We start from the raw sequence: 12636 nt of genomic DNA on the forward strand, positions 1-12636 counted from the left end.
CTCAAATTGGAAGTCAGACAATATGGAGCGCAACGCCCATCGCTTGACGTTGCATTCACCTGCGGGACTAAGTCTGCCTCAGCCCCGGCGGTGAGTTCTTGACCTCGATCAGCTTTTAGCCGGTTGCTGTGGCTAATCTCCTGGCGGCTACAGCCACTTGCGTTTTTTTAACCACATCGCAACCGCCACTACGATCACCACCAGCGACAGGCAAAACACACCAAAACCTAAATGCCATTCGCCGCCGGGAATACCGCCCAGGTTGACACCAAACAGCCCGGTAAGAAATGTCGTGGGCAGGAACAGCATCGCCATCAGCGACATGGTGTAGGTGCGTCGGTTCATTGATTCGGCCATCACCGAGGCGATCTCATCGGAGAGCACGCCGGTACGCGCAATGCCGGAATCGAGATCTTCCAGCCCGCGACCGAGTCGGTCGGCAATCTCCTGCATACGACGCCGTTCATCATCATCCATCCAGCCCAGCTTCTCGCTGGCCAGCCGGGCGTAAACGTCGCGCTGCGGCGTCATATAGCGACGCATTACGATCAGCTGTTTGCGCAGCAGTGCCAGCTCGCCGCGCGGCGGCACCTGCTGATCCATCAGCGCATCTTCCAGCGCGATAATTTTCTCGTGCAGCTCATCGATAAACTCACTGGCGTGATCGGTGAGCGTGTCACATAAATCCACCAGCCAGCCGCCGCAGTCCACCGGGCCGTTACCGTTTTGCAACTCAATCAGCACGTCATCAATGGCGGAGACTTTGCGCCGCCGGGTAGAAACGATCAGTTTGTCATTGATAAAAACGCGCACCGCCACCAGCTGATCCGGCCGCGAATCGCTGTTCAGGTTGACGCTGCGCAGGGTAATCATAAAGCCATCGCCAAGACGACTGACGCGCGGACGCATGCTGTCGCCCGCCAGCCCGTCACGCACGGCATCGGGAATCAGATGGGTTGACTGCAACCATTCGGCGCTGCGCTGCTGCGTGTAGTTAAGATGCAACCAACAGGGCCGATCGCAGTTGATCACGTCGTTCTCCGCAATCGGGATCACGCCGCCCTTGCCGTCAAGCTGGCAGGCGATGATGGCGTCGGAGACCTGGAGAGCTTTACCTTCAATGACGTTCAATTCGGGAGCCTCAATAAAAAAACATGCGCCCTCAGGCGCAGTAAGAAGTCGTGGTGGCGTCAGCGCAACAGGCTGGCTAACGCCTGGCGGTTAATGTTTCAGCAGATAGAGTTCGCGGCTGTAAGCGACATCTTCCGCATTCTGGATCGGATAGCCTTTAACCCAGGGTTTAATCAGCCGCCCATTGGTGTACTGATAAACCGGTGCGATCGGCGCCTGCTCGGCCAGGATATGCTCGGCACGGTTGTAATCATCGTTACGCGCGCTGTCACTGCTCTCCATGCTGGCCTGCGCCATCACCGCATCATAATCGCTGTTCTTGAATCGCGCGATATTGCCACTGTGTCCGGACGTTAACAGGCTCAAAAAGGTGGAAGGCTCGTTGTAATCGCCTACCCACGAGGCGCGGATAACATCGAAATTGCCGCTGTTACGGCTGTCGATATAGGTTTTCCACTCCTGATTTTGCAGCTTCACGTCGGCGCCGAGCGTTTTTTTCCACATGGAAGCCACGGCGATCGCCAGCTTCTGGTGATTTTCAGAGGTGTTATAGAGCAGGTTGAGATGCAGCGGTTTAGAGGGTCCGTATCCCGCAGCGGCCAGCAGCGTCCTTGCCTGCACGTTCAACTCCTCCTGCGAATGCTGCTGCAACATGCTCTGTGCCGGGGTAAAACCCGCGGTGACGTCTGGCGTGAAGTGCCAGGCGGGCTTCTCGCCGGTGCCTAACACTTTCTCAGCGATGATACGGCGATCGATGGTCATCGAGAGCGCCTGGCGCACACGCACGTCAGCGGTGGGCCCTTTTTCAGTATTAAAGGCGTAGTAATAGGTGCCGAGCTGATCCGGCGTATAGACCTCTCCGGGCAGGGTTTTCTTCAGCAGCGCATACATGTTTTTGGGAAAGGATTCGGTGATATCGATATCACCGGCGCGATAACGTTTGGTGGCGCTCGACTCTTCATTGATTGGCAGGAACGTCACTTTGTTCAGCACCGAGTGCGCGTTGTCCCAGTAACGATCGTTGCGCACCAGCACGATTTTTTCATTCACCACGCGGTCCTGCAGCTTATAGGCGCCGTTGCCCACCAGGTTGGCTGGCTGGGTCCAGTCGCTGGCGTGCTGAGCAATAACCGTTTTCGATACCGGATAGAGGCTAAAGTTGGCGGTGAGGCTGGGAAAATAGGGTACCGGACGCACCAGCGTGACTTTCAGGCGATGTTTATCCAGCGCCGTTACGCCGAGCTTATCAACGCCCATACTGCCTTTGGCAATCGCATCGGCATTTTCGATGCCGCTCAACCCGGCAAACCAGGCAAAAGGGGAACTGGTTTTAGGATCGACCAGTCGCTGCCAGCTATAGACAAAATCGTCGGCGGTAACCGGCTCGCCGTTGGACCAGCGCGCGTCTTTTCGCAGGGTGAAAGTCCAGGTTTTGTTATCGCTGCTCTGCCAGCTTTCGGCAACGCCGGGCACCACTTTGCCGCTGGCGTCCTGATTGGTTAAGCCTTCATAGAGATCGCGAATGACCTGAATTTCCGGCAGGCCCACCGCTTTGGCCGGATCCAGCGAGGCGGGCTCATCTTTGATATGCCGTACAATTTCCTGCTTTTCGGCCAATTGCGTGCCGGGTGGCACATCGGCGGCAAACGCAGTGGAACCGTAGCTGGCGACCAGCAGTGCGGTCAGGGTAAAACGCAAATTTATCATCAAGCCATCCTCACGCCGTGCAAGACAGAACGCTGTCGGGAAACAGCAGGCACTGTAGCGCAAATCCTTGATCGGCAAAAAGCTATTTTCTGTTGGGCCGATCCAGGCTAGCTTGTTTTGAGATGACCTTCACAGGAGCCAAAAGATGAGTCCGTTACATCCCCGCCAGGCACGCGGGCAGTTGCATGCCCATCGTGAAGTTTATGGTCAGTCGGTGTTGGGTGCACCGCTGCTCTGGTTCCCGGCTTCGCAGGCGGACGCCGATAGCGGGCTGATTCTTGCGGGCACGCACGGCGATGAAACCGCCGCTATCGCCACGCTCTCCGGTGCGCTGCGAACTCTGCCCGATGCGCTGCGGCGTCATCATGTGGTGCTGGCGGTCAATCCCGATGGCTGTCAGCTGGGTCTGCGAGGCAACGCCCGCGGCGTCGATCTCAACCGCAATTTTCCGGCCGCCAACTGGCAGCCTGGCGGCACGGTTTATCGCTGGAACAGCGCGGCGGATGAACGTGACGTAGCGATCTCAACCGGTGACCGCCCCGCTTCAGAGCCAGAAACCCACGCGCTGTGCGCCCTGATTCATCAGCTCAAACCGGCGTGGGTGGTGACTTTTCACGAACCGCTGGCCTGCATTGACGATCCGCAACACAGCGCGCTCGGGCAGTGGCTGGCGGAGCAAACCGGCATGCCACTGGTAGGCAGCGTCGGCTATGACACGCCGGGCTCGTTCGGTAGCTGGTGCGCCGATATTGGCCTGCTCTGCATCACCGCCGAGCTGCCGCCGATTTCGGTGGATGAAGCGAGCGAATGCTGGCTGCAGCCGATGATCAACCTGCTGCGCTGGCAGGCGTAAGATGCAGCACACCGCTGGTAAAACGCAGCGCGGGTTCAGCATCGACCGCCAGCCAGGTAGGGCCATCAAGATCGGCCCAGGTGGCGCGGGTGGCCAGCGGTAAGGCAGCACGAATGGCGCGTGAGGTGCACAGCATGCAGCCCAGCATCAGACCAAACCCCGCCGCTTGTGCCGCATCGGCCAGCGCCAGCGCTTCGGTTAAGCCGCCGGTTTTATCCAGTTTGATGTTGATCATCTCATAGCGCCCGCGCAGCGCGGGCAGGCTCTCCCGCGTGTGGCAGCTCTCATCCGCGCAGATCGGCAACGGGTGAATAAAGTTGGCAAGGGCTTCATCCTGATCGGCGGGCAGCGGCTGTTCGAGCATCGCAATGCCGAGATCGGCCAGCAGCTGACAGCGCGCCGCCAACCCTTCACTGTGCCAGGATTCATTAGCATCAACAATCAGCGTCGCCTCCGGCACCGCGGCGCGAATCGCCATCAGCCGTTCGGTAATAAAATGATCGTCCATTTTGATTTTCAGCAGCCGCGCGCCGTTCTGCCACAGCGCCAGCGCACTGCTGGCCATCGCTTCCGGCATATCAATGCTGATGGTTTGCGCGGTAATCATCTGTTCCGGCGCCAGCTGCTGCGTCATCTGCCAGAGATCTTCGCCGCGCTGCTGCGCCGCGAGGTGCCAAAGCGCACTGTCAATAGCGTTGCGGGCGGCACCCGCTGGCAGCGCCAGCTGTAACGCCTCGCGGCTCATACCCTCTTCAAGCTGCGACTGCAAAGAGGCGATCTGCGCCAGCACTGATGCTTCGCTTTCACCGTAGCGCGGATAAGGCGTCGCCTCGCCAATGCCCTTCACGCCGTCCTGCTCCAGCTCGACCACCACCACGCCGGTTTCGGTTCGGCTGCCGCGGGCAATCACAAAGGGAGTATGCAGAGGCCAGGCTTCGGGATAAATTTTTACACTACGCATTCCGTTTCCTTGAGGTAAGGTCAACTGGTTACTGGCAGAACAGGAAGGCTCATCACAGGATGCGCACTGTCATCGCAGCGTCACGCTTTTTCGCTATCCCTGACCTGAGCACTTCACTACACTGAATATGATTCTGAACCTAATTAAGGAAAAACTATGTCTCAGACCGTCCATTTTCAGGGCAATCCGGTTAACGTCAGCGGCACGCTGCCTGCGCCAGGCGACGTTGCTAAGCCCTTCACGCTGGTGGCAAAAAACCTTACCGATGTCTCTCTTACAGAGTATGCGGGAAAACGCAAAGTGCTGAATATTTTTCCAAGTATTGATACCGGCGTCTGCGCCGCGTCAGTGCGTAAATTTAATCAGCTGGCGAGTGAAATGGATAACGCCGTCGTGTTGTGCATTTCATCTGACCTGCCGTTTGCCCAGTCGCGTTTTTGCGGCAGCGACGGCCTCAGCAACGTGGTCACGCTCTCCACGCTGCGCGGCACCGATTTCAAAGAAGATTATGGCGTGGCGATCGTTGACGGTCCGCTGAAAGGCCTGGCTGCTCGCGCCGTGGTGGTGCTGGACAGCAATGACAAAGTGCTTTACAGCGAACTGGTGAATGAGATCACCACCGAACCTGATTACGACGCTGCGATGGCCGTGCTGAAATAATCAGTGGCTTCCCCGCGGGGAAGCCTTTTTTATCTCCTATTCGCCGCCCGTCGCTTCCCCTTTCTTCTGACTCAGACCATATTCACGCAGTTTGTTAGCAATTGCCGTATGGGATACGCCCAGCCGTTTTGCCAGCTTACGCGTGCTGGGATAGGAGAGATAAAGCCGGGTCAGCACTGAACGCTCGAAACGGCCGGTGATCTCATCCAGCGTGCCTTCGATCGCCTCTTCGCCCAGCGACACGTCCATCGCCTGCTCAGGCAGGATAATATCCTGTGGGCGCAGTTCATAGCCTTCCAGCTGCGCCAGCGCGCGATAGAGCGCATGCTTAAGCTGACGCACGTTGCCCGGCCAGCTGTAACGCGCAAGATAGGCATTCAGCTGCGGCGACAGACGCGGCCGCGAGATGCCCTGCTCATCGGCAAATCGCGCGACGAACATTTCGGTCAGCGGCAGAATATCCTGCGAGCGTTCGCGTAACGGCGGCAGGTTCAGCGTCAGCACGTTGAGCCGATAAAAGAGATCTTCACGGAAATCACCGCGACGCACCAGCTCCACCAGGTTCTTTTGCGTGGCGCAGATCACCCGCACATCCACCCGCACCTCGTGCTCTTCGCCTACCCGACGGAAGGTGCCGTCATTCAGGAAGCGCAGCAGCTTGGTTTGCATGCGCGGCGTCATTTCGCCAATCTCATCCAGCAACACCGAGCCGCCGTTGGCCTGTTCGAAAAAGCCTTTTTTGCCGGTAAGCGCATTGGGATAGGCACCGGCGGCATGGCCGAACAGCTCGCTTTCCGCCACGTCGTCGGGCAGCGAGGCGCAGTTCAACGCCATAAACGGCTTTTTACCGCGCGCGCTGCGCAGATGACAGGCGCGCGCCAGCATATCTTTACCGGTGCCGGTATCGCCGATGATCAGCAGTGGCGCATCCAGCATCGCCAGCTTGCGCGCCTGATCCAGCACCTGGCGCATTTTCGGGCTAACCGCCACAATGTGCTCGAAATCGGAATCGTCATTGACGCTGAGGTTTTGCAGCTGACGCCCCATGCGCGCGGTGGATTTAAGCATCACCATGGCGCCCACCAGCGCGGTGGTATTGCCTTCCTGCTCATCGGCCAGGTAAAGCGGACGCAGCTCCAGCAAAAAATCGCGGCCATGGATCACCACGTGCTGGGTTTGTGCGTCGGGGCGCTCGCCCTCGAGCCAGCGGCTGAAGTTAAAACCGGGAATCAGGGTGCTGGCATTTTGATTGCGCAGCTTCTGCTCTTCCAGGGCAAACACCAGCTGCGCCGCCGGGTTGGCCAGTTCAATTTTGCCCTTCATGTCGATGGACAACACCGGTTCCGGCATCGCCACCAGCAGCGCGCTGAGCGCCCTGTGCTCGCGTTCTGAAGGCATCCACGACACGGTGCGCACATCGGTTACGCCAGGAATACGACGGATTTCAGCCATCAGTTGGCTAAAGGGCTCAAAGGCCACGGAGGAGAAATTCAGGTAGATACGCCCGATAGGCGCAATTTCGATGCCGCGTAAATCGATACTACGTTCGACCAGCAGATCGAGCAGTTCACGCGTAAGACCAATTCGGTCCTGGCAGAAGACTTCCAAACGCATGGTTTAGCCTTAATCAGATGCGGAAAAAGCGAATAAATAAATCATACGCCAACTTCAGTAACGGCTGTAGCCTGGGTGTCATTTATTGTTGACACCCAGGCCAGCCTGAAGCGCGCTATGTTATCGCGACCACCAGATTATTCACCAGCAACCTTTACTTCAACAGTGATTGAAGCCGATATTTTCGCCATTATCTACCTTATACAGCTACTAAGCAGGTTATAAACAGCATTATTTGCTGCTTTTATCGCCGCTTTTTTGTATCGCCTCTTTTAACTGACTGGTCAGCTCGCCGCGAAAATCGCCCAGACGCGGTTTATCTTTTTCCAGCCACGGCAGCGGACGGCACAGCTCCATCGCTTTAATACCGAGGCGTGCAGTGAGCAGCCCGGCGCCGATACCCTGCGCGGCGCGCGCCGACCAGCGTGCAGCAATATCCTGGGAAATCCAGTCCATGCCCACTTCACGCACCAGCTCTGAAGCACCGGCAAAGGCGATATTCAGCAGCACCAGCCGGAACAGGCGCAGGCGGCTGAAATAGCCCAGTTCGATGCCATAAATGGCAGCAATGCGGTTCACCAGACGAATGTTACGCCAGGCGATAAACGCCATATCCACCAGCGCCAGCGGGCTGACGGCGATCATCAGCGTCGATTCTGCGGCGTGACGGCTGATTTCGCGGCGAGCCTGGCGATCCATCACCGGCTGTACCAGCTGCGCATAGAGCGCTACCACTTCATGATCGTTGTGGGTTTCATGCAGCGAGGCGTGCCAGCGTTGCAGCGCCGGATGACCGTTGTCGAGACCAGCCTGCTGCGCCAGTTTTTCGCAGAATGGACGACCGCGCCCCATGGCCTGACTGTTGAGCAATTCACGCCCGATCTCGCGCTCTTCGGCGCGCTGCCGCAGCTTATACAGCCGACGCCATTCGCTGGCTAATGCGCCAACGCCAGCGATCACTATCAGCGCGCCAGCGGCACCGGCGCCCAGCGTGATCCACTCTTTTTGCAGCCAGGCCTGATGCAGGGTCTGCGCACCCTGCGCCACCACGCTGGCAGCAAACAGCAGCGCCGCAGCGCCGGTCAGCCGCCGCCACAGGCTGCGCTTCGGGCGTAAGGCCTCATCCACCATGCGCTCGCCTGCGCCTTCCGGCAGCGCATTGCTCTCGTCGTCATCGACCGCGACAAAATTCTGCTGCTGCGCGTCAAAATCCACCGCCGGTTTTAGCGGCGGTGATTTCTGCGGTTCCAGTGGCTGTGTAAAATCGATACGCGGTTTAATCGGGGCGTTCATCGCAGTTTATCTCCCAGTAAAAATTCCAGCGCAGCATCCATCCTGATGTGGGGCAACGGACGATCGGTATCCAGCTGCTGTGGCCGAAACTGTTCAAAATGAAAGCCTTGCTCTTGCCAGAACGCGTTGCCCGGCAGACGCGCTGGCACTTCACCCGGATAGACGGTGAGCGGCGTGCCGTCATCCAGACGGTTGCCACGCAAGGCAGGCAGCTTTTCGCCCTGATGATCCACTAACCCGCCCTGCGTTGCCTGCACCGACGCGAGGCCAATGCACTCCATGGCGATGCCTTCAAAGGCGGCGTTTTGCCAGGCGTCCTGCACCAGCTGTTGCAGCAGTGACACCATGTTCGCATGCTGATCGCCGGTAATATGATCGGCCTTGGTGGCCGCAAACAGCAGCTTATCGATCACCGGCGAAAACAGGCGGCGAAACAGCGTGCGCTGACCATAGTGAAAGCTTTGCATCAGCTGGGTAAGTGCCAGACGCATGTCATTGAACGCCTGCGGTCCGCTGTTCAGCGGCTGTAAGCAATCGACCAGCACAATTTGCCGGTCGAAGCGCAGAAAGTAATCTTTATAAAAGCCCTTCACCACGTTCTGACAGTAGTAGTGATAGCGCGCACGCAGCATGCCGATGTTGGTCTCTTTGCCCGCCTGCGCCAGCTTCGCTTCGCCCGCTTCATCCACGTTGGGCCAGGGGAAAAACTGCAGCGCCGGTGCGCCAGCCATATCGCCAGGCAGCACAAAGCGGCCAGGCTGAATAAAATGCAGCCCTTCACGTTTGCAGGTCAGTAAATAGTCGGTCCACGCCTGGGCAATCGCTGCCAGACGGTTCTCATCAGCAGGAGCCAGCGGATCAAGATCCTGACAGAGTGCGCGCCACGGTTTTGCCCATTCGGCCCGATCGCCCTGCAGCAGGCCGGTCATCTGGCGTGACCAGCTGAGATAATCCTGCGCCAGCATCGGCAGATCGAGCAGCCATTCGCCGGGATAATCGACGATTTCAAGGTAGAGCGTGGAGGTCTCTTTGAAATGGCGCAGCAGAGAATCGCGGGATTTGAAGCGCAGCGCCAGGCGCATTTCGCTAACGCCGCGCGTGGGCGTCGGCCAGGCCGGCGGCACGCCATACAGCTGCGCCAGGCCTTCATCGTAGGTGAAACGCGGCGTGCCCATGTTGTGATGCGGCACGCGCTTAACACCGAGCAGTCGCTCATCGCGGGCGGCGGAAAACAGCGGCAACCGTGCGCCGCCGTGAATGTTCAGAAGTTGATTGACCAGCGAGGTAATAAAAGCGGTTTTTCCGCTGCGGCTCAGGCCAGTGACCGCCAGCCGCAAATGGCGGTCGACGCCGCGGTTAACCAGTGAAGCAAACTCATCTTGTAATTTTCTCATCACTTTCCCTGATAAAACGCGCCGTCATCCTTTTCATGGCCCGTGCCAGCAACGGCTCCAGAGCCATCGTTAACAGCAGGCGCAATGGACGACGGGCGACTGATTTCACTGCCCAACCGGCCACGCCCGCCGGGCCATACGTAACGGCGTTGATAATGATAAATTTTCCTGCCGACTTCAACGCGGGGGCCGCGCGGCGGCGGAATGTCGATTGCCATGATGACGGCATGAAAACCTCCAGCAACAGTATAGAAGGTGGCTCGCAACCCGAGCCGGGTAATGATAATCAGAGCTGGCGGAAACGGCTGCGCACGCTGAAGGTTTCAGAAGTCACGTAGCGCTCCATCTCACGGATGGCGGTTTCGCCGCCCTGCAAGGCGTGCTCTAAATCATCCAGCAGCTCACTGGCGCTCGGCGTGCCCTGCTCTTCAGCGTCAGCGGGCATCGGATCGAGCACGAAGCCGAGCGCGAAATAGGCTACCAGCGTGAAGAAAAACAGGCCAAAAATCATCGACAGCACGACGATCACGCGCAGCAGGCGCACCGGAATATCCAGATAGTGAGCCAGACCGGCGCAAACGCCCATCAGCTTGCCCTGCTGCGGAATGCGCCACAGCGTTTTTCCACGAATAGCAATGCGCGTCATGGCTGCCTCCAGTTTGGATGCTCGGCATCGAGAATCGCTTCCAGTGCCTGAATGCGTTCACGCATCCGGCGCGCGTCCTGCGTCATCTGCTGCAGGCGCTGCAAATCGCTGTTAGAAAGTTCGCTGCCCGCGTTGCGACGGCCGCTGTAATGCAGCCACAGCCAGATAGGTGCCACGAACAGAACAAAAATGGTTAGCGGTATCGCTAGAAATAAGGCGCTCATTCAGACTCCTTGCAAAATTAACCCCTCTGCCGGACGCCTTAGCGCGTCCGGCAGCTGTGCTTATTCACCGGCCGGGCGGTTCATCTTCGCTTTCAGTGCCGCCAGCTGCTCGCTGATTTCATCGTCGGCATGCAGTTCGGCAAACTGCTGGTCCAGCGTTTTTGATTTGCCAAAGCTGTGGCTTTCCGCCTCGGCTTCCATATGGTCGATGCGGCGTTCAAACGATTCAAAACGCGCCATTGCTTCGTCAATTTTACCGCTGTCCAGCTGACGACGAACATCGCGTGATGAGGAAGCAGCCTGATGACGCAGCGTTAACGCCTGCTGGCGCGCGCGGGTTTCGCCCAGTTTTTTCTCCAGCTCGCCGATTTCGCCTTTCATGCGCAACAGGCTTTCATCAATCTGCGTCGCTTCGCTGGTCAGCGTTACCATCAGATCGGTCAGCTTCTGTTTTTCAATCAGCGCCGCACGGGCCAGATCGTCTTTGTCTTTACGCAGGGCCAGCTCCGCTTTTTCCTGCCATTCGGCCTGCTGCATATCCGCCTGCTCAATGCGACGGTTGAGCTGCTTTTTCTTCGCCAGCGCACGCGCTGAGGTGGAACGCACTTCAACCAGCGTATCTTCCATCTCCTGGATCATCAGACGAACCAGTTTTTGTGGATCTTCTGCTTTTTCCAGCAGGGAATTAATGTTGGCGTTAACGATGTCAGCAAAACGAGAAAAAATACCCATAATCACGATCCTCCAGGACTGTTTAAAAGTTATCAAGCGCTGGTTTCTCTATTCAATTAGCGTGCCAATTATTAAGCTGCTGTTTTTTAAAAACTTTTAAATTACACGCCACGCAATCCAGCAGGTAATATGGTGAAATTAATCAACATCTGGTGAAATTGATGATGGCCGACCACATTGAAAACCTGTTAGGCGAGTCGAATAACTTTCTTGAGGTGCTGGAACAGGTGTCACGACTGGCACCGCTCAATAAGCCGGTGCTGGTTATCGGTGAACGCGGCACCGGTAAAGAGCTGATTGCCAGCCGCCTGCACTACCTTTCCGACCGCTGGCAAGGGCCTTTTATTTCGCTGAACTGCGCGGCCCTGAATGAAAACCTGCTGGATTCCGAACTCTTCGGTCACGAAGCGGGCGCCTTCACCGGCGCACAAAAGCGCCACCTTGGACGCTTTGAGCGCGCGGACGGCGGCACGCTGTTCCTCGACGAGTTGGCCACCGCGCCCATGCTGGTGCAGGAGAAGCTGCTGCGGGTGATTGAGTATGGTCAGCTGGAACGCGTTGGCGGCAGCCAGCCGCTGCAGGTTAACGTTCGGCTGGTCTGCGCCACCAATGAAGATTTACCGGCGCTGGCGCAGGCGGGTGAATTCCGCGCCGATCTGCTCGACCGCCTGGCGTTTGATGTGGTGCAACTGCCGCCGTTGCGTGAGCGACGCAGCGATATTCTGGTCATGGCGAATCACTTTGCTATTCAAATGTGTCGCGAGCTGGGCATGCCGCTGTTCAGCGGCTTTAGTGAGCAGGCGCAGCAGGTGCTGCTTAACTGGCGCTGGCCGGGCAACGTGCGCGAACTGAAAAACGTGGTTGAGCGTTCAGTCTACCGGCATGCCACAGTGGATGATCCGCTGGATACCATCATTATCGATCCCTTTGCCCGCACCTCGCTGGCGCAGCCGGAAAACACCCAGGTTACGACGCCGCAAGCCTTGCCGACTTTACCGCTCGATCTGCGCCACTGGCAAAATCAGCAGGAACAACAGTTGGTGGAGCAGAGCCTGGCGCAGGCGAAGTTTAGCCAGCGCCGTGCCGCTGAACTGTTAGGTGTGACCTACCATCAGCTACGGGCAATGATGAAAAAACATGGCATTCAGGTTCGCGACGAGCTGAGTTAACGGCAGCCTTGCTGCCCTTCTTTCATCCAGCGCGGGCAAAAAAAAGCCCGCACAAGGCGGGCAACTAATACTGGAAGCAATGTGAGCAATGTCGTGCTCTTCTTCGGCAGAGCCGCCGTTGAAGCGCAAATGAATAGTAATCATTCTCAATATCATCTGTAAAGCAGTTTGTTGAGAATTCTTCTCATTACCACAGCGATATTGGGTGTATTTACAGCAGCCTGTCTTGCGGAATGACGCAGAGAGCCAGCA

General features: G+C 57.6%; 13 protein-coding genes. 3 read left to right on the forward strand and 10 right to left on the reverse strand.

Annotated elements, in window-relative coordinates:
• Positions 1–147: 147 nt before the first annotated feature.
• Positions 148–1131 carry a zinc transporter ZntB gene (gene zntB, locus ACJY2L_RS01115; RefSeq protein ID WP_067430845.1) on the reverse strand — a complete coding sequence of 328 codons (984 nt, stop codon included), beginning with the start codon at positions 1129–1131 and terminating at the stop codon, positions 148–150.
• Positions 1132–1221: 90 nt separating this feature from the next.
• Entirely contained in the window at positions 1222–2838 is a 1617-nt protein-coding gene (locus tag ACJY2L_RS01120; RefSeq protein WP_439212102.1) for a peptide ABC transporter substrate-binding protein, read from the reverse strand.
• Between the two features lie 145 nt (positions 2839–2983).
• Between ACJY2L_RS01120 and mpaA the strand changes: the two genes are divergently transcribed.
• Complete coding sequence (gene mpaA, locus ACJY2L_RS01125) at positions 2984–3691, forward strand: murein tripeptide amidase MpaA (RefSeq protein WP_067430851.1); 708 nt, start codon at positions 2984–2986, stop codon at positions 3689–3691.
• Here the strand turns inward: mpaA and ycjG are convergent.
• Complete coding sequence (gene ycjG, locus ACJY2L_RS01130) at positions 3666–4652, reverse strand: L-Ala-D/L-Glu epimerase (RefSeq protein WP_439212103.1); 987 nt, start codon at positions 4650–4652, stop codon at positions 3666–3668. The two genes, mpaA and ycjG, sit on opposite strands and share 26 nt — an antisense overlap.
• Positions 4653–4808: 156 nt before the next feature.
• On the opposite strand from ycjG, the gene tpx reads away from it, so the two are divergent.
• The gene (gene tpx, locus ACJY2L_RS01135; RefSeq protein ID WP_439212104.1) at positions 4809–5312 is read left to right on the forward strand and encodes a thiol peroxidase; all 504 of its coding nucleotides are present in this window, start codon (positions 4809–4811) and stop codon (positions 5310–5312) included.
• Positions 5313–5348: 36 nt separating this feature from the next.
• Here the strand turns inward: tpx and tyrR are convergent, their stop codons facing one another.
• From tyrR to pspA, 7 genes are all read right to left on the reverse strand, one after another.
• Positions 5349–6926 carry a transcriptional regulator TyrR gene (tyrR, locus tag ACJY2L_RS01140; RefSeq protein WP_439212105.1) on the reverse strand — a complete coding sequence of 526 codons (1578 nt, stop codon included), beginning with the start codon at positions 6924–6926 and terminating at the stop codon, positions 5349–5351.
• Between the two features lie 231 nt (positions 6927–7157).
• Complete coding sequence (locus ACJY2L_RS01145) at positions 7158–8219, reverse strand: YcjF family protein (RefSeq protein ID WP_439212106.1); 1062 nt, start codon at positions 8217–8219, stop codon at positions 7158–7160.
• A complete protein-coding gene (locus tag ACJY2L_RS01150; RefSeq protein ID WP_067430867.1) occupies positions 8216–9613 on the reverse strand; it encodes a YcjX family protein in 1398 nt (465 codons plus the stop codon). Before ACJY2L_RS01150 ends, ACJY2L_RS01145 begins: the two co-directional genes overlap by 4 nt.
• Positions 9594–9842 carry a phage shock protein PspD gene (gene pspD / locus ACJY2L_RS01155; protein WP_187486011.1) on the reverse strand — a complete coding sequence of 83 codons (249 nt, stop codon included), beginning with the start codon at positions 9840–9842 and terminating at the stop codon, positions 9594–9596. Before pspD ends, ACJY2L_RS01150 begins: the two co-directional genes overlap by 20 nt.
• Before the next feature lie 57 nt (positions 9843–9899).
• Positions 9900–10259 carry an envelope stress response membrane protein PspC gene (gene pspC / locus ACJY2L_RS01160; protein ID WP_067430873.1) on the reverse strand — a complete coding sequence of 120 codons (360 nt, stop codon included), beginning with the start codon at positions 10257–10259 and terminating at the stop codon, positions 9900–9902.
• On the reverse strand, positions 10256–10483 hold the full coding sequence (gene pspB / locus ACJY2L_RS01165; protein WP_439212107.1) for an envelope stress response membrane protein PspB: 228 nt from the start codon (positions 10481–10483) through the stop codon (positions 10256–10258). The genes pspC and pspB overlap by 4 nt, the downstream gene beginning before the upstream one ends.
• A gap of 60 nt (positions 10484–10543) precedes the next feature.
• Positions 10544–11215 carry a phage shock protein PspA gene (gene pspA / locus ACJY2L_RS01170; RefSeq protein WP_439212108.1) on the reverse strand — a complete coding sequence of 224 codons (672 nt, stop codon included), beginning with the start codon at positions 11213–11215 and terminating at the stop codon, positions 10544–10546.
• A gap of 164 nt (positions 11216–11379) precedes the next feature.
• Here pspA and pspF point away from each other — a divergent pair, with 164 nt between their 5' ends.
• The gene (pspF, locus tag ACJY2L_RS01175) at positions 11380–12384 is read left to right on the forward strand and encodes a phage shock protein operon transcriptional activator (RefSeq protein ID WP_264289757.1); all 1005 of its coding nucleotides are present in this window, start codon (positions 11380–11382) and stop codon (positions 12382–12384) included.
• The last annotated feature ends 252 nt before the right edge of the window (positions 12385–12636 follow it).

Origin of the sequence: Duffyella sp. Ts4 (assembly GCF_051851875.1) — a bacterium.
Taxonomy (GTDB): Bacteria; Pseudomonadota; Gammaproteobacteria; order Enterobacterales; family Enterobacteriaceae; genus Duffyella; species Duffyella gerundensis.